The 21,295-nt window shown below is 70.3% G+C and carries 21 protein-coding genes and 1 pseudogene; 9 read left to right on the top strand and 13 right to left on the bottom strand.

Annotated elements, in window-relative coordinates:
* Window positions 1–9: 9 nt before the first annotated feature.
* Window positions 10–369, bottom strand: a complete 360-nt coding sequence (locus OCT49_RS20580; RefSeq protein WP_283853327.1) for an NADH-quinone oxidoreductase subunit A — start codon at window positions 367–369, stop codon at window positions 10–12.
* Between the two features lie 826 nt (window positions 370–1,195).
* Here OCT49_RS20580 and OCT49_RS20575 point away from each other — a divergent pair.
* The 3 genes from OCT49_RS20575 (at window position 1,196) to OCT49_RS20565 (ending at window position 5,210) form a co-directional block, all read left to right on the top strand.
* Window positions 1,196–2,026, top strand: coding sequence for a C40 family peptidase (locus OCT49_RS20575; RefSeq protein ID WP_283853326.1), 831 nt, complete (start codon window positions 1,196–1,198; stop codon window positions 2,024–2,026).
* A gap of 364 nt (window positions 2,027–2,390) precedes the next feature.
* Window positions 2,391–3,620 carry an MFS transporter gene (locus OCT49_RS20570; RefSeq protein WP_283853325.1) on the top strand — a complete coding sequence of 410 codons (1,230 nt, stop codon included), beginning with the start codon at window positions 2,391–2,393 and terminating at the stop codon, window positions 3,618–3,620.
* Window positions 3,621–3,701: 81 nt separating this feature from the next.
* A complete protein-coding gene (locus tag OCT49_RS20565; protein WP_349632796.1) occupies window positions 3,702–5,210 on the top strand; it encodes an acyltransferase family protein in 1,509 nt (502 codons plus the stop codon).
* A gap of 69 nt (window positions 5,211–5,279) precedes the next feature.
* Here OCT49_RS20565 and OCT49_RS20560 read toward each other — a convergent pair whose 3' ends face one another.
* From OCT49_RS20560 to OCT49_RS20550, 3 genes are all read right to left on the bottom strand, one after another.
* Window positions 5,280–5,870 (bottom strand): TetR/AcrR family transcriptional regulator, encoded by a 591-nt coding sequence (locus OCT49_RS20560; protein WP_283853323.1) that lies wholly within the window; start codon window positions 5,868–5,870, stop codon window positions 5,280–5,282.
* Entirely contained in the window at window positions 5,867–6,256 is a 390-nt protein-coding gene (locus tag OCT49_RS20555; RefSeq protein ID WP_283853322.1) for a DUF8051 family protein, read from the bottom strand. The genes OCT49_RS20560 and OCT49_RS20555 overlap by 4 nt, the downstream gene beginning before the upstream one ends.
* Before the next feature lie 133 nt (window positions 6,257–6,389).
* The gene (locus tag OCT49_RS20550) at window positions 6,390–6,848 is read right to left on the bottom strand and encodes an ATP-binding protein (RefSeq protein WP_283853321.1); all 459 of its coding nucleotides are present in this window, start codon (window positions 6,846–6,848) and stop codon (window positions 6,390–6,392) included.
* A gap of 257 nt (window positions 6,849–7,105) precedes the next feature.
* Between OCT49_RS20550 and OCT49_RS20545 the strand changes: the two genes are divergently transcribed.
* From OCT49_RS20545 to OCT49_RS20530, 4 genes are all read left to right on the top strand, one after another.
* On the top strand, window positions 7,106–7,960 hold the full coding sequence (locus OCT49_RS20545) for a helix-turn-helix domain-containing protein (RefSeq protein ID WP_283853320.1): 855 nt from the start codon (window positions 7,106–7,108) through the stop codon (window positions 7,958–7,960).
* An 11-nt stretch (window positions 7,961–7,971) separates the two neighbouring features.
* Window positions 7,972–8,169, top strand: a complete 198-nt coding sequence (locus OCT49_RS20540) for a DUF397 domain-containing protein (protein ID WP_283853319.1) — start codon at window positions 7,972–7,974, stop codon at window positions 8,167–8,169.
* A 233-nt stretch (window positions 8,170–8,402) separates the two neighbouring features.
* Window positions 8,403–8,840 (top strand): hypothetical protein, encoded by a 438-nt coding sequence (locus OCT49_RS20535; RefSeq protein WP_283853318.1) that lies wholly within the window; start codon window positions 8,403–8,405, stop codon window positions 8,838–8,840.
* 180 nt (window positions 8,841–9,020) lie between these two features.
* The gene (locus OCT49_RS20530; protein ID WP_391725460.1) at window positions 9,021–10,253 is read left to right on the top strand and encodes an MraY family glycosyltransferase; all 1,233 of its coding nucleotides are present in this window, start codon (window positions 9,021–9,023) and stop codon (window positions 10,251–10,253) included.
* Between the two features lie 43 nt (window positions 10,254–10,296).
* On the opposite strand, the gene OCT49_RS20525 is transcribed toward OCT49_RS20530, so the two are convergent.
* From OCT49_RS20525 to OCT49_RS20510, 4 genes are all read right to left on the bottom strand, one after another.
* Complete coding sequence (locus OCT49_RS20525) at window positions 10,297–10,761, bottom strand: hypothetical protein (protein ID WP_283853316.1); 465 nt, start codon at window positions 10,759–10,761, stop codon at window positions 10,297–10,299.
* An 89-nt stretch (window positions 10,762–10,850) separates the two neighbouring features.
* Entirely contained in the window at window positions 10,851–12,785 is a 1,935-nt protein-coding gene (locus tag OCT49_RS20520) for an alpha/beta hydrolase (protein ID WP_283853315.1), read from the bottom strand.
* 3 nt (window positions 12,786–12,788) lie between these two features.
* The gene (locus tag OCT49_RS20515) at window positions 12,789–13,232 is read right to left on the bottom strand and encodes an amino acid ABC transporter permease (RefSeq protein ID WP_283853314.1); all 444 of its coding nucleotides are present in this window, start codon (window positions 13,230–13,232) and stop codon (window positions 12,789–12,791) included.
* A gap of 207 nt (window positions 13,233–13,439) precedes the next feature.
* Window positions 13,440–14,726, bottom strand: coding sequence for a geranylgeranyl reductase family protein (locus tag OCT49_RS20510; protein WP_283853313.1), 1,287 nt, complete (start codon window positions 14,724–14,726; stop codon window positions 13,440–13,442).
* A gap of 96 nt (window positions 14,727–14,822) precedes the next feature.
* Between OCT49_RS20510 and OCT49_RS20505 the strand changes: the two genes are divergently transcribed.
* Window positions 14,823–15,362, top strand: coding sequence for a GNAT family N-acetyltransferase (locus OCT49_RS20505; protein WP_283853312.1), 540 nt, complete (start codon window positions 14,823–14,825; stop codon window positions 15,360–15,362).
* A gap of 170 nt (window positions 15,363–15,532) precedes the next feature.
* On the opposite strand, the gene OCT49_RS20500 is transcribed toward OCT49_RS20505, so the two are convergent.
* The 3 genes and pseudogenes from OCT49_RS20500 to OCT49_RS20495 form a co-directional block, all read right to left on the bottom strand.
* Window positions 15,533–17,203, bottom strand: a complete 1,671-nt coding sequence (locus OCT49_RS20500) for a cell division protein PerM (protein WP_283853311.1) — start codon at window positions 17,201–17,203, stop codon at window positions 15,533–15,535.
* Between the two features lie 213 nt (window positions 17,204–17,416).
* Window positions 17,417–17,485 (bottom strand): annotated as a pseudogene (locus OCT49_RS40140) (zinc-ribbon domain-containing protein); the annotation flags it as partial.
* Window positions 17,486–17,686: 201 nt separating this feature from the next.
* On the bottom strand, window positions 17,687–18,379 hold the full coding sequence (locus OCT49_RS20495; RefSeq protein ID WP_283853310.1) for a demethylmenaquinone methyltransferase: 693 nt from the start codon (window positions 18,377–18,379) through the stop codon (window positions 17,687–17,689).
* A gap of 136 nt (window positions 18,380–18,515) precedes the next feature.
* Between OCT49_RS20495 and OCT49_RS20490 the strand changes: the two genes are divergently transcribed.
* Window positions 18,516–19,247: a DUF3152 domain-containing protein gene (locus tag OCT49_RS20490; protein ID WP_283853309.1), complete on the top strand. Its 732-nt coding sequence runs from the start codon at window positions 18,516–18,518 to the stop codon at window positions 19,245–19,247.
* A gap of 101 nt (window positions 19,248–19,348) precedes the next feature.
* On the opposite strand, the gene OCT49_RS20485 is transcribed toward OCT49_RS20490, so the two are convergent.
* Together OCT49_RS20485 and mqnC are read right to left on the bottom strand one after the other, a co-directional pair.
* Window positions 19,349–20,002 (bottom strand): hypothetical protein, encoded by a 654-nt coding sequence (locus OCT49_RS20485; RefSeq protein WP_283853308.1) that lies wholly within the window; start codon window positions 20,000–20,002, stop codon window positions 19,349–19,351.
* Between the two features lie 40 nt (window positions 20,003–20,042).
* Complete coding sequence (gene mqnC / locus OCT49_RS20480) at window positions 20,043–21,242, bottom strand: cyclic dehypoxanthinyl futalosine synthase (protein ID WP_283853307.1); 1,200 nt, start codon at window positions 21,240–21,242, stop codon at window positions 20,043–20,045.
* Between the last annotated feature and the right edge of the window lie 53 nt (window positions 21,243–21,295).

The raw sequence follows: 21,295 nt of genomic DNA, 5'->3' as shown, positions 1-21,295 counted from the left end.
CTCAGCCCCTCAGTCCCATTCCAGGCCGCCGCGACGCCATACGTACGCGTAGGCGACGAAGACGGTGAGCACGAAGAGCAGCATCTCCACGAGCCCGAAGATCCCCAGGGCGTCGAAGGTGACCGCCCAGGGATAGAGGAAGACGATCTCGATGTCGAAGACGATGAAGAGCATCGCCGTCAGGTAGTACTTGATGGGGAAGCGGCCGCCTCCGGCCGGCGTAGGGGTGGGCTCGATGCCGCACTCGTACGCTTCGAACTTCGCCCGGTTGTACCGCTTGGGGCCGATAAGCGTGGCCATGACCACGGAGAAGATCGCAAACCCTGCCCCGAGGGCGCCGAGCACGAGGATGGGCGCGTAAGCATTCACGCTCCTCGCTCCTTCCAGTCGTCCTTGACCGTTGGACCGCATCGGGCGACCGGCTCACCACCCCAGCAAGATCGTGCACATGTGAGGCAGTTCACAAGCCCGACTGCCCCGCATCCTATGCCCGTCCTCCTGTGATCTGCGACACGGGGTACAGCAACGTCTTTGTGATCTCCACCACCCGTCGAAGGATCATGAAGTCGGATGAGTGGTGATCTTCACACGTGAAGCGGTCGAGCGATCACGAGACGTGACATTCGATGCTGTTACCGCTGGTCAAGCAGGCGTTGCACTATCAAGAGATGGCCATACCAAGCAAATTGGAGATGGACGGTCCGGGATGATAAAGGGGCCCGATGATCTACGACCCCGATCCGGCCCCCGCGACCCCGTTCCGGCGGTCCGGGGTCACCACCCTCCGTTCGGGGTGCCCGGCCTCACCCGAGCGAGGGACCGGAAAGGAGTGAAGTGGACACACGTGAGCATGTGTGATTTTCGTAGCGAACAGGACATCACCCGTCGCACGGCGCCGCCTTGAGGGTCCGTCGCACGCACGGAGATGACGCCGCGACAGGTGTGTGACCTGTGCCACACCGCCAGGGCCCTGACAAAAGCGGGCTTGGCCATCGGTACGAACGGATGGTAGGCGGCGGGCAATTCGGGCGTATTGCCGAAAGTCCGTGATCACAGCCGTGATCACCCATGCCCGTTTTGCCCGTTACGGCGTCAATAAAGGCCATCGGAAAGCGGATTCACAGATTCCGGACGTAACTGTGTCGCAACACACGTTTCTTGATGGGAGCCCCGGGGCCTGATAGCGCTAGTACTCATGTCCCACACCGCTCACATACCCAGCCACCGGAAGCCCCGCCGAAACGCCTCCACGACGGCGCTGCGGGCCGGAGTTGCCGGTGGCGTCCTCAGTACCATCGCGGTCGCAGGCGCTGCCGGTCCGGCCCAGGCCGAGCCGGTGACCCAGACCATCGAGATGCCCACCATCACCTCCGGGCTCTCCACCGCCGTCGCCGCGTCCGCGCAGGCCACGCAGCAGGTTGCCCAGGACCTGCAGACGCAGGCCCAGCAGGAAGCCGCGGCCGCCGCCGCCGCCAAGGACGCCAAGAAGGCCAAGGCCGAGGCGGTCCGCAAGGCGGAGGCGAAGAAGAAGGCCGAGGAGGCCGCCAAGGCCAAGGCCGAGGCCGCCGAGCGCGCCTCCCGCACCGCCGAGCGCACGACGCTCAGCGCGAGCTCCGGCTCCTCGTCCTCGTCCTCCTCCGCCCCGTCCTACTCCTCCTCGTCGAACGCGAGCGGTTCGGCCGCGGCCGTCATCGCCTTCGCGAAGGCGCAGCTCGGCGACGCGTACGTGATGGGCAGCACCGGCCCCAGCTCGTGGGACTGCTCCAGCCTCGTCCAGGCCGCGTTCCGTTCGGTCAACATCGACCTGCCGCGCATCTCGCAGGCCCAGTCCACCGCCGGCACCCAGGTCTCCCTGAGCAACCTCCAGCCCGGCGACATCCTGTACTGGGGCGGCGCGGGCAGCGCGTACCACGTCGGGATCTACGTGGGCGGCGGCGAGTTCATCGGTGCGCAGAACTCCAGCACCGGTGTGGTGCAGCGCCCGCTGTCCTACGACCCGCCGTCGGGCGCGGTCCGCGTTCTCTGATTCACAAGCGGTTCTCCGGCCCACACACGCCTCCGCGGCGCGCCGGAACGCGCGTGGACCAGCACGCATGAAGACGGTGAAGGGCCGTCGCTCCCCCGCTCGGGAGCGACGGCCCTTCGGTGTTTCCGGTGCTTTGTCGTTGCCGGCGCTTCGGTGTTCCTGGTGCTTCGTCGTTGCCGGTGCTGTGGTCCTGCGGTCTGTGGCGCTGTGGTCCTGTGGTCTGTGGTCCTGTGGCGCTCCGGCGGGTACGCGGCATCGATGCCGTCGGCCGGGGTGATGTCGCGTACTTGCCGGACACCGTCCACCGCCGCTTGTGAACTGGGGCGAACAGCCCTCGCGTCACCGAGCACAGGACGGCACCGCCATGACCGGAACCACGGCCACCACCCCCACCGGGCGCACCGCCCCGCCTCCCCGCACTCCTTTACGCGGCCGGCTCGCCGTCGTCTCCGTCATGCTGGGCATCTTCTCGATCGTCACCACCGAGATCCTGCCCATCGGCCTGCTCACCTCGATCGGGTCCGACTTCGCCGTCTCGGACGGCACGGCGGGCCTGATGATGACCATGCCCGGACTCCTCGCGGCCGTCTCCGCCCCCTTGGTCACGGTGGCCACGGCACGGATCGACCGGCGCGTGATGCTCTGCGCCTTCATGCTCCTGCTGGCCCTGGCCGACTTCCTCGTCGCCGCCGCGACCGACTACCGGCTCGTCCTGGTCTCCCGGGTGATGGTCGGGGTCACCATCGGCGGCTTCTGGTCCATCGGCGCCGGGCTGGCGGGCCGGCTGGTCCGCCCGGCGTCGGTCGGCCGGGCGACAGCGGTGATCTTCTCGGCCGTCCCGCTGGGCTCCGTACTCGGCGTCCCCGCCGGTACGTTCGTCGGCGGCCTGGCCGGCTGGCGGACGGCGTTCGTGGTCATGGGGGTGCTGAGCGTGGGCGTACTGGTCCTGATGCTCCTGGTGGTTCCGCCCCTGCCGCCCGCCCAGGTCACCCGGGCGCGCCTGCTGGGCACGGTGCTGGCCCGGCCCGGCACCCGGTTCGCCCTTCTCCTCACCTTCCTCGTCGTCCTGGCCCACTTCGCGACGTACACCTACGTCACCCCCTTCCTGGAACAGGTCACGCACGCCGGTCCGACCTTGATCACGGCGTTCCTGCTGGTCTACGGGGCCGCCGGGATCGTCGGCAACTTCGTCGGCGGCGCGCTGGTGGCACGCCGCCCGCGCCTCGCGGTCTCCCTCGCCGCGGGCCTGATCGCCGCCTCGGCCGCCCTGCTCCCGGTCCTGGGCGGAGGGGAGGCCGGAGCCGTCGCGTTGCTGGCCGTCTGGGGAGTGGCCTACGGTGCGGTGCCGGTCTGCTCGCAGACCTGGTTCGCCAGGGCCGCGCCCGAGGCGCCCGAAGCCGCGTCCGTCCTGTTCACCGCGTCCTTCCAGGCGACCTTCGCCCTCGGCGCCCTGGCGGGCGGAGCCGTACTGGACCGCGGGTCCGTGTCGGCGGTCATGACGCTCGGCGGCGCGACCGCGGCCCTCGCTGTGGTCGCGGCGGTCGTGGCGGGGCCCCGGCCCCGGAGCCTCGGCGTCCGGGAGCGGCGGGGGTGAACCGCGCCGCCCCGGGCGCGGGGGCCGGGCCCCGTACGGGGTGGGGAGAACCCCACCCCGGCACGCGGTGCTGGCACCCCGATGAATTCGGGGGACCGCTTTACTGCCCGATTCGTCTGCCGACAGCACGATGTTTGCATGCAGCAGACGCAGGCTCATTCACCCGGTCGCGGTCGTGATCCATTCATAGATGTCATCAGAGCGCTGTGCGTGCTGGCAGTGATTTCCCAGCACTGGCTCATGCCCGTACTCGCCTACGAGAACGGGCACTTGAGCACCGGAAATGCGCTCGCGAGTCCCGGCTGGTGGGTCGTCACCTGGCTGACGCAGGTCATGCCGATGGTTTTCTTCGCGGGTGGCGCGGCCAATTTCTTCTCGTTCCGGCCGACGAAATCGACGCGCGTCTGGCTCCGGAGCAGAATTGCGCGTCTCCTGGTGCCGGTGGTGCCCCTGGCCGCCGTGTGGCTGCTGCTGCCCCACGTGTTGATCGGTGCGGGGGTGCCGGAACAGCCGGTGCTGCTGGCGGGCAAAATAGCCGGCCAGCTGCTCTGGTTCCTCGCCGTCTACGTCCTCGTGGTCGCGCTCACCCCGGTGATGTACGGGTGGTACCGCCGGTACGGGTGGCGCGTGGTCGGCGTGCTCGCCGTCTGCGCCCTGGCCGTCGACGTGCTGCGCTTCGAGGTCGGCCCCGCGATCGGTTTCGTGAACGCCCTGTTCGTCTGGCTGGCGGTCCACCAGATCGGCTTCCACTACGCCGACGGCAGCCTGCGCATACGAAGCGGATGGGCGTCGGCGGGGTTGTCCGCGGCCGGCTTCGGACTCACCGCGGTCGCCGTGTTCTTCGGGCCCTACCCGGCGTCGATGATCGGAATGCCCGGCGCCCCGGTCTCCAACATGAGCCCTCCGACCGCGCTGATGCTGTCGCTGGCGGTCGGCCAGCTCGGGCTCTGGCTGACGCTCAAACCCGTCATCACCCGGCTCGCCGCACGTCCGTCGGTCACCGCCGTTCTGGGGTGGTGCGGAACCCGGTTCATGACCCTGTACCTCTGGCACATGCCCGCGCTCGTGATGACGGCGGGAATCGCGGTCGTCGGACTCGGATTCTCGACCCCGACCCCCGGCAGCCCGATGTGGTTCGCGGTGGCACCGCTGTGGGTCGGCGTTTCGGGGGTGTTCCTGGTGTGCTTCACCAGGGTGTTCGGCCGGTTCGAATTCCGCCGTGGTTCCGGTGCGGCCTCGGAAATGGGCCTCGGGAAAATCGTTCTCGCCGCGGTCCTTTCCGCCGGCGGCCTTCTCGGACTCGCCGCCCAGGGATTCATCGCCCCCGGAAATCCGCTCGCTCCGGTGCTCTGGGTGGCGCTGGTACTGGCGGGGCTGCTCGTCGTACGGGAGCGGACCGCGCCGAAGACCGCGGCCGGACAGGGCTCTCGCCTCGTGCCCGTTCAGCTGGACGTGCACCACGAGGGTGCCCGGGGCGGGGACGTTCGGGGCGAGGACTCCCGGACCGAGGGCGCCCGGGGCGGGGACGTCCGGACCGAGGGCGGCCGGACCGAGGGCGGCCGGGTTCTTGCCCGGCACGGCAGCGGCTGAGGATTTCGTCCCCCGGGTGCGGGGGCCGGGCGGTGGTTCCCCACCTCCCGGCCCTCGCACTTCCGCGTCTCACGCCCCGTCGGCCGCGAGCTGTTGCCGGACCAGGCCGACCAGGCCGTCGATGAGGGGGCCGGGCTCGACGGACGGGTCGAGCGACCGCTGGAGCAGGTAGCCGTCGATCGCCGCCGTGAGGGTGACCGCGACGGTGAGCGGGCGCGCGACGCCCCGGGCCCCGAACCAGTCGCACAGCCGCTGCCGCAACTCGGCCAGCAGGGCGGCGATCTCGGCGCGCAGCTCGTCGTCCCGGCTCGCGGCGACGAGGGACTCGTACAGCAGCAGCAGTTCCGGATCGCGCGGATCGTTGGCGGACAGCGCCCGGAGCATGGTCTCCACGGCCGCTGCCGGATCCGTCAGCGACAGGGCCTCGTCGATCCGGTCGAGGAAGAACGTCCGGATCTTCCGCACCGCGGCGATGCGCCGGAGTTCGCCGATGCTCCCCACGTGGTAGTGGATCACCCCGGTGTTCACGCCCGCGCGCTCCGCCACCCGCCGACTGCTCACGTCGCCCCAGCCCAGCTCAGGAATGAGGGAGGCGGCGGCTTCGATGATCTTCTCGCGCGTCTCCGTCCCGCGCGAGGGGTTCGCGGACCCGTCGCTCACAGCCGTACCCCCTGGATCGCGATCACGGCGAGCACACCGGCCGAGGCCAGCGAGATCGCTTCGAGAACGAGCAACTGTACCGGCAGGGGGTCGGGCACCACGGGGAAGACCGCACCGAGGTCGGCCGCGAAGACCGCGATGTAGCCGAGGCTCAGCACCAGCGCCGCCACGAAGGCCCAGTGCTGCCCGGCCAGGGCGAAGCCGGCCACCACAAAGCTGGCGAGCCCGAGGGAGGTCAGATACACGTTGAAGCTGTTGTACTGCCAGCGGGGAAGCGGGGAGAAGTCCCTCGTATCGATCAGCTTCCCCGGGACCATGGGAATCAGCAGCAGCGCCTCCCAGACCAGGAGCGCCGCGGTCACCGTCGCCAGCAAGGATTGATTCATCACGCTCTCCGTTACGTGTGTGCATGGAGTCGGCCGTCTTTTTGGACGATAGTCCTGGACGGTCGTCCAAATCAAACGGAGGGACGAACCACGCCTGCGGGTGGTCCCGCTCGGGGTCGCACACCGGGCCCGCTCAGCGGCCGGCGAGGGTGAACCACACCGTCTTCGAGTGCGGCGCCCTCGTCCCGTACGCGGTGGCTCCCCACCGGGCTGCGAGCCCGTCCACGAGGAGGAGCCCCCGCCCGCCCTCGCCCACCCCGGCCCCCGGCGCGGGGGCCGGTGAGGGCGGCGGCGCGGGCAGGCGGCCCGGTTCGCCGTCCGTCACATAGACCGTCACCTGCCGGTGGTTGACGGTGACCTCCACCCGGACCTGCGGTGAATCCGTATGGCAGTACACGTTGGAGACGACCTCGCTCACGCAGAGCCGAGCATCGTCGACCAGGCCCGGGTGCCCACCGACCCGCAACACCGTCGCCACGAAGTCCCGCACGACTTTCGGGGCGGTGGAGCCGTTCGGCACGACAAGCCGGTAACGCTCACCGCGCTGCGGGAGGTGGGGAACGGGTGACGGAGGAGCGGTTACAGAGGCCATGACGCGGTCTCCCTACGTGGGGCGGTCTCCGGAACGCCGTGCGGTGGGCGCGGTCCGTGGCATCGGCCGAGCCCCGTACGCGTTCAACTCGCTTACGGGTGGCTGCACTTCGGTTCACTGACGCTTTTGGGCGTCGCCCACTGGGACCATAGGGTGCAGGAAAGACCCGTAGCAAGGTTGCCACTGCCACTTCACGCGATCGGGTGGACCGGGAGAGCCGCGCCGCGCGAGACTGCGCGGCGACGAAGGATGGTGACATGCCACCGAGGGACAACCCGACCGCCCGCCAAGCACGCCTGGGCTGCGAACTGAGAAAGCTGCGCGAGCAGGCCGGCAGGACCGCTCGCGAGGCCGCCGGACTGATCTCGACCGACCAGGCGAAGATCAGTCACATGGAAGCGGGCCGCATCGGCGTCAGCGAGGAACGGATCCGTCGCCTGGCCAGCTTCTACGCGTGCGACGACGCCGCGTTGATCGATGCACTGTGCGCCATATCGCGGGAGCACCGAGGACAGTTCTGGTGGGACGAGTACCGCGGCGTACTGGCCCCGGGCTTCCTGGACATCGCAGAACTGGAACACCACGCCAGTTACATGCGCTGCCTCCAGTCCGTGACGCTGCCGGGTCTGCTCCAGACACCGCAGTACGCGCGTGCGCTGTTCGAGGGAGTGCTGCCCAAGCTGCCCGAGGACGAGGTGGAAGCGAGGGTCGAGCACCGCATGCGCAGACAGACCGTGCTCGCCCGCGAGAAACCACCGAAGTTCGACGTCATCATCCACGAGGCCGGACTCCGCATGCGGGTCGGCGGTCGCGAGGTCGCGCGCGGCCAGCTGCTGCACCTCTTGGAGGCGGCCGACCGGCCGGGGGTGACCGTACGCGTGATCCCGTTCGCCAGCGAGAAGTTCGTCGAGGTGACCCAGACCGTGCTGTACGCGGGCGGGGTGACACCGCAACTGGACACCGTCCACATCGACACCCCGTTCAGAGGGGCCTACCTCGACGCAGCGGCCGATCTGAACCGGTACCGCATGCAGCTCGACTTCGCCCAGCAGGTCAGCCTCGGGCCCGAGGAGTCGCTGAGCTTCGTTCACCACCTCGCACGGGACCTGTGATAATCCGCGGCATGAGCGCAGACATCGAATGGCAGAAGTCGTCGTTCTCCGGCGGCGGAGAACAGTGCGTCGAGGTGGCAGGGCAGGGCGACGAGATCCTGGTGCGCGAGAGCGACGACCCGAGCGCGGTGACCAGGACGAGTCGCAGCAAGTTCGCCGCCTTCATCCAGGGCGTCAAGGCGGGCGAGTTCGACCATTTCGCCCAGTAACGTCACTCAGCTGCCTCAGGAGAGCCCCCACCGAGTGGGGGCTCTCCCGCTTTTTCGACAACCATGCTCCGGGGCATGGTTGCACCGCCGTCATCCGTGACGCTACCGTCACTCTGCGTCTCTCTGCGTCGCCGCATGGTGGGGTCATCCGCTCCCGCACACCACACGTGACGCCCGACTCTCCCTGCCCTCGCGCCACTTGGCGCGCCGCCGCGATCGGACGGTCAACGACGATGTGTGCGCCCCTCACTCCCTTGCAGCCGGTCGTCGAACACGGCTACCGTTTCGAGGCCCTCCGCTACGGCCCCGCCACCGGCTTCGTCCCCGAGCCGATCGACCTGCGCGTCCTGGCCACGCCCCAGGAGGCCGTCCGTGCCCTCCGCGTCCAGCTCCGGACGAACCATCTCTTCGGTCTCACACCGCGCGAACTGGTCCGTGCCCACCACTGGTCGGACCGGGGCGGCTGGGTGCAGGCCCTGGGCGCACTCCACCGCGGCGAACCCTGCGGATTCACGCTCATGCTGCGCGGCGGCCGGCACCTCGAATGGCACATTCGCCCGCTGACGTACGTATCGCTCGGCACCCACCTCACCGGAGCCCCGCCCCCGCCCTTCGCGCCCTCCTCGCCCCTCCCCACCGCCCCGCACCGCACAGAGATCCGCATGAGCTAGGCTCGCCGGGGTGCAGTGAGGGCCTCGAAACAGGGTCCGGGTCACCCGTGCCACCGGAACGGACTCGCCACCGGCTCCGTCCAACCCTGAGCAGCAGCCCCGGAAGCACCGGAAGAAAGTGTTCAGGTATCGGCCCCCGTGGGCCGGGATGTGAGGCCGCCCGTGCGGGACTACTTGCTCATGCTGTTCATCACGGCCGCGGTGACCGTTCTCCTGACCGGCCCCGTCCGGAAGTTCGCCATCTCGATCGGGGTGGTCCCCGAGGTCCGGGCGCGCGACGTCCACCGCGAGCCCACTCCGCGCATGGGCGGCACGGCCATGTTCGGCGGGCTGCTGGCCGGGCTGCTGGTCGCTTCCCACATGCCGCACCTGGAAGAGATCTTCACCCAGAGCTCGACGCCACGGGCATTGCTGTCCGGCGCGACCCTGATCTTTCTGCTCGGCGTACTCGACGACAAATGGGGCGTCGACGCACTGGTCAAGCTCGGCGGTCAGGTGCTCGCCGCCGGGGTGATGGTCTTCCAGGGGCTGACCATCCTCTGGCTCCCGGTGCCGGGCACCGATGGGATCTACCTCTCCGACTGGCAGGGCACCCTGCTGACCGTGGGACTGATCGTCGTCTCCATCAACGCGGTCAACTTCGTCGACGGGCTCGACGGCCTGGCCGCCGGGACGGTGGGCATCGCGGCGACGGCGTTCTTCCTGTACGCGTACCGGCTCTGGTACGGCTACGGGATCGAGGCCGCCGCCTCCACCACCCTGATCTCCGCGATCGTCGCGGGCATGTGCCTCGGCTTCCTGGTCCACAACTCGCACCCGGCCCGCATCTTCATGGGCGACTCGGGGTCCATGCTGCTCGGCCTGGTCATCGCCGGATGCGCGGTCTCCGTCACCGGGGAGGTGGACCCCAGCCTCCTCAACCAGTCGGTCGACAACACGTCCGGCTCGGCCGCGATGGTGCCGGTCTATATCCCGCTGCTGCTGCCGCTGTCCGTCATCGCGCTGCCGGTCGCGGACCTGGTGCTCGCCATCGTCCGGCGCACCTGGAACGGGATGTCCCCCTTCGCCGCCGACAAGGGCCACCTCCACCACCGCCTGCTCCAGCTCGGCCACTCGCACCGCCGGGCCGTGCTGCTCATGTACTTCTGGTCGGCGCTGTTCTCGTTCGGGATCGTGGCCTTCTCGGCGCGCGGCGCCAAGTCCTGGATCCTGTACGGCATCGCGTTCGTCTGCGGGGTGGGCCTGCTCCTGCTGCTCCAGCCCCGCTACGACTTCGCCATCACCGACCTGCTGACCCGGATGCGGCTGCTCCCGCGCAGGCCCAGGGGCCGCGTGGTCGCCACCGGCGGAAAGCGCACCGAGGACGGCGACCACCACCGCCCGCACGCGGACGCCGGCCACCGGAACGGCTGAGGGCCGGCGGCTGGCGGCTGGCGGGCGAGTGCCGGCCGGGACGTCACGCGCGGGAAGAGAGCGAACCCTTCGCGGACCAGAAGTCCGACTTGACATACGGGAAAGGAATCTTCTTTCCTGCATAGTTCGGGCCGACTGTTTCCGTCTTCGGCAGAGAAACCTCGGAGGGGTTCACGCAAGGCGTCGCGACTTCAAAGAACGCTTGCCCGTTGGCGCCAACAAGAACGCGCACGTTGAATCCATCAGGCGTCCTGTAGTACATGGCTGGAATATCCGAATTATTCACTGCGAGCTGCTTGTATTCTCGACTCTTCCAGTAGCGCTCGATCACCCCCAGGAAGCTCCCTCGACGCTCCTCCGAGATAATCGTCATGACTGCTCGACGCCTTTGCACATCACATCCGCCTTCGGTCGACTGACCGTGCGTCCAGTACACCGGAGGCTTGATTGCAGCAAAAGTACCGTCAAGGATTTCGTCAGCCCGCTCAGCCGCTTCCTGCATGTCCATCTTTCCCCCCTGCCCAGTCAAATCACTCGATGCTCCGCATCCAGCCAGAAGTAACACACCAGAAGCCATCGACACAGCCCTAAGAACCCTCATCGCGATACCTCCTCGGTGATTTTTCCAGCCTTCCCGGCTACAATCTTGGCAATATTGTCTGCTGACTTCTGATCTTTCGCCGGGTCGAAATAATTCGAATGCGCCGACATCTTTCCACGGTCTTCCAGAATTGTCGCCCCGTCATCCACCAGGAAGCGCGTGGCCCCGAAATTCCTACTTGCCGGGTCGGTGCCGAACCAATGTTCATCGGGGTCGGTCTGTGCGTCTTGGGCCATGTAGCCACCAACCCCTCCGGCAATAGCCCCGACAGCTCCGCCGGCAACCGCTCCCAGCGGGCCGGAACTCGCTCCCAGAACAAAACCGGTTGAACCCCCGCCTGCCGCACCGGAGAGCATTCCTGATGCTTCATCATGGTTCGGTAGTTTTGTGACGATGTCGTTGTCGGCTGCACCCACGAACACATGCCCCTTACCCACGTTGAGGTCCTGGGCGCTGTCCGCGCCGGTGCCGGGACTTCCGACCAGGATGATGTCGTCGGCGCCTGGGATGCCGTCTTTCTCCTGGGCTGCGAGTCCGACCGTGAGGGAGCCATAGGAATGTCCGATGGCAGTGACGTGCGGGGAGCCCTCGTTCGTCGCGGAGATCCCCGCCATGAACGCGTTGTAGGCAGGGGCTCCCGCTTCGGCATCGTTCGTGAGCATCACGCTCCTGCCACTGACCAGGTCGCTCGGTGTCATCTGCGGCGCGTCGTATCCGAGCCACACAATCGATGAAGTACTGCTGGACGGGTTGGCCTCTTGCGCACCGATGGCTGTTTGCCATGCACGATTCACCGTTCCCCCGGCGAAATCCGCATCCAACTTGGTGTCGAGCCCGGGGACGTATGCCGAGACATTGTCGGCGGTGTCCGGGTTGCCGTAGGCAATGATCGCGCGGCCATTGCCCTCGTCGCCGATACCCAGCAGGTACATCGGTGGATCGCCGCCCTTTCCCAGCTTCTCCTGGATCCCCTTCAGACCGCCCAGCATGTCCCGGGAAGCCTCGTCATGCCTCCCCTCGAGTTTCCCGATGAGCATCTGGAGGTTCTCCCGGTTCGCCTCATCGCGCGCCAGTGCCGGAATCCCGTCCAGGTTGCCGATCAGCCCCGGGAACGCGGAGACGTACTCCTCGCGCTGCTCCTTGCTGAGGTGGTCCCACCACTCCTTGCGTTCCGCGGGGGGCTTGTCGAGCGGAACGTTCTTCTCCAGGTACTCCCGCGCGGCCCCGCTCACCGCATCGGAATCGGACGCGACGTCCGCCCACGTCCTGCTGTCGACCGTGAGGCCCGGGGCCGCCCTGAGTTTGTCGAGTGCCGCGCTGTACCGCTCGTCGATCTCGTGCGCCTCCCGCAGGGCGTGGGCGATGCGGTCGGCGATGTCCTGGGCCTTGGCGTGGTGCGGGTTGAGGTTCTTCAGGGTGGGGACGCCCGGGCCCTTGGCGGGGTCGTACATGCCGTTGGCGTCGTAGTACAGGCCCGGGTTTCCGGCGCCGATGAGGCCGTTGTCTCCCATCACGGAGCCGCCGGGCGGTGTGTCGCCGGTCAGTTCGTTCCTGCCGCCGGCCGGGTAGTCGACGCTGCCGTTGTCGTTGACGGTGTAGCCGAGGGAAGCGGCGTCGGTGAGGGCGGTGCGCAACTTGCGTTGCGGGGCGGCGAGTTCGTCGGCGAATCCGTCGAGGGTTCCTCGGATCAGGCCGGTCTCGGTGTGGATGTAGTGGTAGTTCTCGCTCAGTCGCCTCAGCCGTTTCACGGCCGACCGGGCGGATTCGCTGTCCTGGGTCCTGGTGAGCCTGCCGCTCATGTCGGCGTCGACTCGTTCGCGGGCGGCGTCGGCGAACGCGGAGGCGGCGCGCCAGCCGTCGGCCGCCCCGGTCAGTTCCGCCGGCCTGAGGTCGCGGAGACGCTGCCAGGTCAGTCCGGGTGTTGCGGCCATGGCCTACTCGCCCCTCCGGGTGCCGGGCACCACGACCGACTTGGCGCTGTTCCCCACCTCGATGTCCACCTCGCCCAGGATCACGGCCACCTGCCGCAACTTCGGTTCCAGGGAACCGCATTCGTCGCGGACCCTGCCGAGGCGTTCGTCCCACGAGGTGAGTACGGACTTGAGCGCTTCGAGGCCGGCCAGTCCGGTCAGCCCGTCGGCGGTGCCTTCGTGGGCCCTGCGCAGGGCGGTCCTGGCGGTGATCGTGTCGGTCTGGAGGTCGCCCGCGGTGCCGGCCGCCCGCGTCCACGGGCCGCCCTTGTGCCTGAGTGTTCCGGGGCCGCCCCCACCGGGCGGGGCGGCGGGGCCGTTCTCCCCCGGCAGGCCGTCGATCCGTAATCGCGTGGGGTGCCGGCCGGCGGCCTCTGCCTTGAGCTGTTCCCACTCGTCCCACGCCATGCTGGTGTCCTCCCCGGGCCCGAGCACCCCGCCCGTGGCGGCCGTGCTCGTCGTGACTGTCGCCGCAGAGGTTAACGGACGGGGGCTCAGGGTCACCTCCGCACGATCACTCGCACGAGGTATGAGTAGCCATACCTGCCCGCCGGGGCCGGGGAACGTGCAGGGGTCCGGGGAAACGTGCAGGCCGGGGGGAACGTGCGCGGCCGGTCAGGCCCTCGGGGCCACCTTGGAGAGGCCGTTGATGATGCGGTCCATCGCGTCGCCGCCCGTGGGGTCGGTGAGGTTGGCGAGCATCTTCAGCGTGAACTTCATCAGCAGCGGGTGCGTCAGGCCGCGCTGGGTGGCGATCTTCATGACCTTCGGGTTGCCGATCAGCTTCACGAAGGCGCGGCCCATCGTGTAGTAGCCGCCGTAGGTCTCCTTGAGCACCTTCGGGTAGTTGTTCAGCGCCAGTTCGCGCTGCGCGGGGGTCGTACGGGCGTGGGCCTGGACGATGACGTCGGCGGCGATCTGGCCCGACTCCATGGCGTACGCGATGCCTTCGCCGTTGAACGGGTTGACCATGCCGCCCGCGTCGCCGACGAGCAGCAGGCCCCGGGTGTAGTGCGGCTGGCGGTTGAAGGCCATCGGGAGGGCGGCGCCGCGGATCGGCCCCGTCATGTTCTCCGGGGTGAAGCCCCAGTCCTCCGGCATCGAGGCGCACCACGCCTTGAGGACCTCGCGCCAGTCCAGCTCCTTGAAGGCGGAGGAGGAGTTGAGGATGCCGAGGCCGACGTTGGACGTGCCGTCGCCCATGCCGAAGATCCAGCCGTAGCCGGGCAGCAGCCGGTCCTGGGGGCCGCGGCGGTCCCACAGCTCCAGCCAGGACTCCAGGTAGTCGTCGTCGTGGCGGGGCGAGGTGAAGTACGTGCGCACGGCGACGCCCATCGGGCGGTCCTCGCGGCGGTGCAGGCCCATGGCGAGCGACAGCCGGGTGGAGTTGCCGTCGGCTGCGACGACGAGCGGGGCGTGGAAGGTGACCGGGGTCTTCTCCTCGCCGAGCTTGGCGGTGACGCCGGTGATGCGGCCGGTGCGGTCATCGACGACCGGGGCGCCGACGTTGCAGCGCTCGTACAGCCTCGCGCCGGCCTTCTGCGCCTGGCGGGCCAGCTGTTCGTCGAAGTCGTCGCGCTTGCGGACCAGTCCGTAGTTCGGGTACGCGGCGAGGTCCGGCCAGTCCAGCTGGAGGCGGACGCCGCCGCCGATGATCCGCAGGCCCTTGTTGCGCAGCCAGCCGGCCTCTTCGGAGATGTCGATGCCCATGGCGACGAGCTGCTTGGTGGCACGCGGGGTGAGGCCGTCGCCGCAGACCTTCTCGCGGGGGAAGGCCGTCTTCTCCAGGAGCAGGACGTCCAGTCCGGCCTTGGCGAGGTAGTACGCGGTCGTGGATCCGGCCGGGCCTGCCCCGACGACGATCACATCCGCGCTGTGCTCGGAGAGGAGCTGCTCGGTCACGGTCGGATCTCCCGAAGACTCGAAATCGCGTGCCGCGCGGCACCTGTCCCATGCAGTCTATGGGGGTTCCCTGATCGACTTCCGAAGGGCTCCCAGATGTCGACCGAGCATTCCGGCGCTCCCTCCGCCACCTCCTCCGCTCCTTCCGTGCACCTGCGTGTCCCGACCGACGAGGACGCGCTCTCCTGGCACCGCGCCTTCGACGACCCCGAGGTGATGAAGTTCTTCGGCGGTACGTCGGAGGAGATCTCCCTGTACGAGGAGTGGACCGCCCGTCAGCGCAAGCTCGACGCGGAACTCGGCTTCTGCCTCTGGACCGTGCTCGACGAGGACGGCGAGGTGATCGGCTTCACCGGTGCCCAGCCCTGGCCGCGGACCGAATACGGGCCGGTGGGCGAGATCGAGATCGGCTGGCGGCTGGCCAGGTCGGCCTGGGGCCGGGGGTACGCCACCGCCGCCGCGCGCATCACGCTGGAGCGGCTGCGCGCGGCCGGGGTGGAACGGGTGGTCGCGCTGATCGACGCGGGCAACGAGCGGTCGATCGCCGTGGCCCGGCGGCTGGGCCTGGAGCGGGCGGAGAGCTTCACCGATCCGAAGACGGGACGACGGGTGGACTGCTTCCGGCCGACGTCGTGACCGGGACCTCGGCGGTGCGGTGAGGGGCCGCCGCCGGTGCTGACGCAACGGCGGCGGCCGTCAGTCGGTGTCGTCGAGGGGCCGGGTGGCCCACGAGGTGCCCTCCCCCGACGGGCCGGTCGTTGCGCCGGCCTTGTTCCCGCCCGCTTCCCGCCCGCCGGGTCGTCCTCCTAACCGTCCAGGAGGAACAGCACGCCCGCGGTGGCGCCGCCACCGACGAGCAGCGCCGCGAGGAGCGTGCCGGTCCAGACGAACACCGTGCGCCTGCGGGAGCCGGTCGCCGGGGCGGGCCGGGAGGCGGGCGACGTCCCGGGCGCGGCGGACAGTTGCGCGGTCCGCTCGTCGTACGCGTACGCGTACGGGCCGGGGCCCTGGGACGGGAACTGAGCCGGGGCCGGGGCCTGGGCCTGGGCCTGGGCCTGGCCGGTCGGGTTCTGGGACGCCGGGGCCTGGGGCGGTGCGGGGTGGGCCGGGGTGCCGGGGGTCGTGCCCGGTTGCGCCGGTACGACCGGGGCCCCGCCCGGGTACGCCGGGGGCATGCCCGGGGGCATCGGGCCGGGCGGCGTCGGCGGGGCGGGCGGAGTGCCCCCGCCCGCCATGCGCAGCAGGTACGGCGCCACGAACACCGCGCCGCCCACCCACAGCAGTCCGAACAGCAGCGCGTCCGGCACGCTCGGCGCGAACTCCGCCGTGCCCTGCCCGCCCATCTCCACGAAGCCGCCCGACAGTTCCGTGGACACCCCGCCGATCCCGCACAGCACCAGGAACATCGCGAGGAACAGGGCGCCCGCGGCGGCCTGTTCGCGCCGGTCCGCCGAGCGCCGCGCGGCCATGATGCCCACCGCGAGCGCGCACACCACACCGGTCACCACCGCGCAGGTCACCGCCCAGCCGCCGACCTCGTCGCCCAGTTCGGGGAGCCCGAAGCCGCCGTGCTCCATACCCGAGCCGAAGTAACCGAGCCGGCCCCGCACGTCGTACTCGACCGGGGCGCCCCAGCTCACGCCGAGCACCGCGAGCCCGATGTTCGGCAGCAGCGGCAGCGCGATCAGCATCGCCTCGCCGTCCACGTCATCGATGTTGGCGTAGGAGATGAACCCGATCAGGGAGCAGAGCAGGAGCACCGCGCCGAGCGCCCGTACCGCCGTCCCGGCCGTCCGGAGCGCGGCGTGCACGGCGGGCCGCTGCGCCCGCCACCGGCCCGAATCGTCGCGGTACAGCGCCCCGGCGGTGACGAGCAGCGACAGCGTCAGCGCCCCGAGCATGGCGAGCAGTGGCGCGGACGAGATCGAGACCCCGGCGATCTCGGGCTGGGAGAACAGCCCGAGCACCAGCACGACGGCCGAGGCCACGAGGCTGATCCGAACCGCGGCCTCCATGCCGTCGCCCCGCTTGCGGGCCGCCCTGGCGGCCAGGAACAGCGCGCCCAGCCACAGCACGGTGACGGTCAGCGGGACGACGGAGAGCACGGCGCCGCCCTGCGTCATGTCCCCATCCATGCCGTAGCCGTCGGAGTCGTAGCCGCCCCCGTAGTCCTCCCCGTAGTCGCCCCCGTAGTCCTCCCCGTAACGGCCGGTCGGGCCCACGGCCCGCAGTTCGAAGTTGCCGCCGAACGCCTGGAGCAGCATCGCCAGCGCGATCCGCAGCCGGTCGGTCCACCCGACGACGACCGTGTCGTCCTGCCCGTACGAGGGAATGGCGAGCGCCACCGCGAGGGCGACCAGCAGTCCGCTGGGCCAGGCCGCCGCCCTCGCCGCACCGGCCCAGCCGCCGCGGAGGACGCGGCCGAAGAACTCCCCGACGGGCGACGGCCCGGCAGGGGCCGTCGTCGGCGGGGCCATCGGCGGGCCCGCCGGTATCGGCGCGTACCCGGGCCCGGGAGCGCCCGGGGCGGGGGTTGCGTACCCGGGAGTTCCGGGCGGGGGACCGGCGGGCGGCGGCGGCTGGAGCGGCGGGGCCGGGGACACCGGAGGCCGGGACGGGGGCTGCGGGGGCGCCGCCTCCGGCGTCGTCGGCGCGGTGGCCTCCGCCGGGGGTGTGTCCGGACGCTCGCGCCCGCACTTCATGCAGAAGCGGGCCTCGTCCAGGGCCGGAGTTCCGCAGAAGGGGCAGTACGACGACATGAAGGCTCCGACGGCAGATACGGAAACGGGAACAGGGCGTGGAAAGACGTGACCTGTCAGGGACACATCTTCACCGACGCCCGGTTCCCGTCGGCCGAAGTCACCGGAGCGTTACGTGGCGGGCCCGCGCCCGCCACCGTTCAGGGACCCGCCACCGTTCAGGGGCCCGTCACCGTTCAGGGGGTGGGCCCGCCATCGCGGTCAGGGGCGTACGCCCCGGTGCAGCGCCACCACGCCGCTGGTGAGGTTGCGCCAGGCGACCTTCGACCAGCCGGCCCGCTGGAGCGCGGACGCGAGGCCGGGCTGGTCGGGCCAGGCGCGGATGGACTCGGCGAGGTAGACGTACGCGTCGGGGTTGGACGAGACGGCGCGCGCGACCGGCGGCAGCGCCCGTATCAGGTACTCGGTGTAGACCGTGCGGAACGGCTCCCAGGTCGGCTGGGAGAACTCGCAGATCACCACCCGTCCGCCCGGCCTCGTCACCCGGTACAGCTCGCGCAGCGCGGCGTCCGTGTCCTGGACGTTGCGCAGCCCGAAGGAGATCGTCACCGCGTCGAAGGTCTCGTCGCGGAACGGCAGCCGGGTGGCGTCGCCCGCGGTGAAGGGCAGCCAGGAGTGGCGCTTCTTGCCCTCCTCCAGCATGCCGAGGGAGAAATCGCACGGCACGACGTACGCGCCCGTCGCGGCGAACGGCAGCGACGACGTCGCCGTGCCCGCCGCCAGGTCGAGGATCTTCTCCGCGGGCCGGGCGTGCACCGCCTTCGCGACCTCCTTCCGCCACAGTCGGGCCTGGCCGAGGGACAGCACGTCGTTGGTGAGGTCGTAGTTCGCCGCCACCTTGTCGAACATCGTGGCGACTTCGTGCGGCTGCTTGTCCAGGGAGGCTCGGGTCACCCGTCCATTCAAGCAGCCCGGTCCGCCGCGCCACGCGCCGGTCGGGGGTCACCGGCGCGTGGACTGAACCAACCGGGTCCGTCGGCGGTCAGTACAGAAGGGGGGCACCGGGCCGCCCGGGGCCGGGGAGGCACGGATGTCGGTACGGAACGCACGTCGGCGGGGCCGGCCGGAGCGGGGCCGCGGCCGGCTGTGGGCCGCGGTCCTCGTACCGGCGGCACTGGTCTGTGCCGTCGTGGTGGCGGGGCCGCCCCGGCTCGCCGGGGAGGGGAAGAAGCCGGACGTGCCCACCGCGTCCAGGACGCCGCCGGCCGGCACCGGCACGTTCGCCGTCGCCCGCGCCGAACCCCGGGACGGCGGGAAGCGGGGCGGCAAGCCGTACCGGGTCGAGGTGGAGAAGGGCACGGGCGTCGACCCGGACCGGGCCGCCGCCGAGATCGCCCGCGTCCTGTCCTCGCCGCGCGGCTGGTCGCACCGCGGCGAGCACAGCTTCCGCCGGGTCTCCGAGGGACCGGCGGGCCTGGTGATCCGTATCGCCACGCCCGCGACCACCGACACCGTCTGCGGCCGGAGCGGCCTCGACACGCACGGCGAGGTCAACTGCCGGGTCGGCGCCGACGTCATGGTCAACCTCAAGCGCTGGCAGCAGGGGTCGCCCGAGTTCCACGGCCCGCTCGCCGAGTACCGGGCCCTGATCATCAACCACGAGGTGGGCCACTGGCTGGGCCGGGGCCACGAGACCTGCCCGGGCAGGGGCCGCCCCGCCCCCGCGATGATGCAGCAGATATACGGGCTGAAGGGCTGCGTCTCCAACGCCTGGCCGTACGACGCCGAGGGGCGCTACCTGGGCGGCCCCGCAGTGCCGTGACGAAGACGAAACGGCCGAACGGGACGTAACGGCCGTCGACAGGTTTGGGCTAGCGCCGCCGGAAGACCAATCGCCCGTCGAGCACCGTTACGGGACGGCCCTCAGCGCCGCCGGAAGACCAGCCGCCCGTCGAGCACCGTCGCCGTGCAGCACCCGGCGCCCTCGGCGAGCAGCGCCGCCAGGTCCGGTACGTCGAACACCGCCAGGTCCGCGGGGCCGCCGGGGTCGAGGGGCGTCGCGAACACCTCGGCCGGTCCCGGTCCCGGACCTGGTCCCCCTCCCGGACCGGCGACCAGCGGGTCCAGGGAGGCGGGGCCCGCCGCCGGTCCGGCGGGGGCGTGGACGCGCAGGCCCGAGCGGGCGACGGCCGTGCGCACGGCGGGCCGGGCGAAGGGGCCCCGGACGGCGGTCGTGCCGTGCCGCAGCATCCGTTGCAGTCCGCGCCGGGCACTGGCGCCCCAGCGGGCGTCGTCCATGCCGAGCGCGGCGAGCGCGGCGCCGGTGAGCGGTTCCTCGCCGAGTTCGTCCGCCTCTCGCGGGTCCGGGTGGTAGGCGGCCTCCAGCAGTGCCGGGGCGCCCGCGTTCAGCAGCCCCGGGGTGATCAGGCCGGACCACTGCCGGATCCGGGCCCGCGGCCGGGCGGCGGCCAGTTCCGCGCACGGTCCGACGGCGACGACCACGGCACCGTCCACGGCCACGGCGTCGGCCCCGTCCGGTCCCCCGTGCACCGCGTCGGCGGCGTGGATCGTCAGCAACGCGGCCTCTCCGATCTGTGGTGGTGGGGGGACGGGGGCGTCAGTTGGTGCTCAGGAGCTTCAGTTCGGGGTGTGCCGTGCCGCCCTCGATCGCCGTGGACGAGATGTGCGAGACGACGCGGTCGTCGGCCGGGTCGTTCGCCGGGTCGTCGTGGACGACGAGGTGCTCGTACGTGGTGGCGCGCTGCGCCGGTACCCGGCCCGCCTTGCGGATCAGGTCGATGATCTCCATCCGGTTGGAGCGGTGCTTGGCCCCGGCCGAGGAGACCACGTTCTCCTCCAGCATGATCGAGCCGAGGTCGTCGGCGCCGTAGTGCAGGGTCAGCTGGCCGACCTCCTTGCCGGTGGTCAGCCAGGAGCCCTGGATGTGCGCGACGTTGTCGAGGAAGAGCCGGGCGATGGCGATCATCCGCAGGTACTCGAAGAGCGTCGCCTGCGTCCGGCCCTTCAGGTGGTTGTTCTCCGGCTGGTACGTGTACGGGATGAACGCCCGGAAGCCGCCCGTCCGGTCCTGGACGTCACGGATCATCCGCAGGTGCTCGATGCGCTCGGCGTTGGTCTCGCCGGTGCCCATGAGCATGGTGGAGGTGGACTCGACGCCGAGGCCGTGCGCGATCTCCATGATCTCCAGCCAGCGTTCGCCGGACTCCTTGAGCGGGGCGATCGCCTTGCGCGGCCTGGCCGGCAGCAGCTCGGCACCGGCGCCCGCGAAGGAGTCGAGTCCGGCGGCGTGGATGCGCCGGATGGCCTCCTCGACGGAGACCTTGGAGATCCGGGCCATGTGCTCGACCTCGGAGGCGCCCAGCGAGTGGATGACCAGCTGGGGGAACGCCTTCTTGATCGCGGAGAAGTGCTCCTCGTAGTACTCGACGCCGTAGTCCGGGTGGTGGCCGCCCTGGAACATGATCTGGGTCCCGCCGAGTTCGACGGTCTCCGCGCAGCGGCGCAGGATGTCGTCGAGGTCGCGGGTCCAGCCCTTGGCGGTGTCCTTCGGCGCGGCGTAGAAGGCGCAGAACCTGCAGGCCGTGACGCACACGTTCGTGTAGTTGATGTTGCGCTCGATGATGTACGTCGCAATGTGCTCCGTACCGGCGTAACGGCGTCGGCGGGCGGCGTCGGCGGCCGCGCCCAGGGCGTGCAGCGGTGCCGAACGGTAGAGGTCGAGCGCCTCTTCCGCGGAGATCCGACCGCCTTCGGCGGCTCGGTCGAGGATGGGCTGAAGGTCGGCCTTCTCGGTCACCGGGCTGTCACCTTTCGGCGGTTTTTCAACGATCTACGGACCGGTTCAGCGTA

Origin of the sequence: Streptomyces sp. ML-6 (assembly GCF_030116705.1) — a bacterium.
In the GTDB taxonomy this organism is placed as follows: Bacteria; Actinomycetota; Actinomycetes; order Streptomycetales; family Streptomycetaceae; genus Streptomyces.
The sequence above is the reverse complement of the archived record's forward strand: the minus strand, read 5'-3'. Positions and strand labels throughout refer to the sequence as shown.

What these genes read in the sequence shown, in the direction of transcription:
- OCT49_RS20575 (WP_283853326.1), top strand. Translation starts at nt 1,196, where the DNA reads ATGTCCCACACCGCTCACATACCCAGCCACCGGAAGCCCCGCCGAAAC.
- OCT49_RS20570 (WP_283853325.1), top strand. Translation starts at nt 2,391, where the DNA reads ATGACCGGAACCACGGCCACCACCCCCACCGGGCGCACCGCCCCGCCT.
- OCT49_RS20565 (WP_349632796.1), top strand. Translation starts at nt 3,702, where the DNA reads ATGAATTCGGGGGACCGCTTTACTGCCCGATTCGTCTGCCGACAGCAC.
- OCT49_RS20555 (WP_283853322.1), bottom strand. Translation starts at nt 6,256, where the DNA reads ATGAATCAATCCTTGCTGGCGACGGTGACCGCGGCGCTCCTGGTCTGG.
- OCT49_RS20550 (WP_283853321.1), bottom strand. Translation starts at nt 6,848, where the DNA reads ATGGCCTCTGTAACCGCTCCTCCGTCACCCGTTCCCCACCTCCCGCAG.
- OCT49_RS20545 (WP_283853320.1), top strand. Translation starts at nt 7,106, where the DNA reads ATGCCACCGAGGGACAACCCGACCGCCCGCCAAGCACGCCTGGGCTGC.
- OCT49_RS20540 (WP_283853319.1), top strand. Translation starts at nt 7,972, where the DNA reads ATGAGCGCAGACATCGAATGGCAGAAGTCGTCGTTCTCCGGCGGCGGA.
- OCT49_RS20535 (WP_283853318.1), top strand. Translation starts at nt 8,403, where the DNA reads ATGTGTGCGCCCCTCACTCCCTTGCAGCCGGTCGTCGAACACGGCTAC.
- OCT49_RS20530 (WP_391725460.1), top strand. Translation starts at nt 9,021, where the DNA reads ATGCTGTTCATCACGGCCGCGGTGACCGTTCTCCTGACCGGCCCCGTC.
- OCT49_RS20525 (WP_283853316.1), bottom strand. Translation starts at nt 10,761, where the DNA reads ATGGACATGCAGGAAGCGGCTGAGCGGGCTGACGAAATCCTTGACGGT.
- OCT49_RS20520 (WP_283853315.1), bottom strand. Translation starts at nt 12,785, where the DNA reads ATGGCCGCAACACCCGGACTGACCTGGCAGCGTCTCCGCGACCTCAGG.
- OCT49_RS20515 (WP_283853314.1), bottom strand. Translation starts at nt 13,232, where the DNA reads ATGGCGTGGGACGAGTGGGAACAGCTCAAGGCAGAGGCCGCCGGCCGG.
- OCT49_RS20505 (WP_283853312.1), top strand. Translation starts at nt 14,823, where the DNA reads ATGTCGACCGAGCATTCCGGCGCTCCCTCCGCCACCTCCTCCGCTCCT.
- OCT49_RS20500 (WP_283853311.1), bottom strand. Translation starts at nt 17,203, where the DNA reads ATGGCCCCGCCGACGACGGCCCCTGCCGGGCCGTCGCCCGTCGGGGAG.
- OCT49_RS20490 (WP_283853309.1), top strand. Translation starts at nt 18,516, where the DNA reads ATGTCGGTACGGAACGCACGTCGGCGGGGCCGGCCGGAGCGGGGCCGC.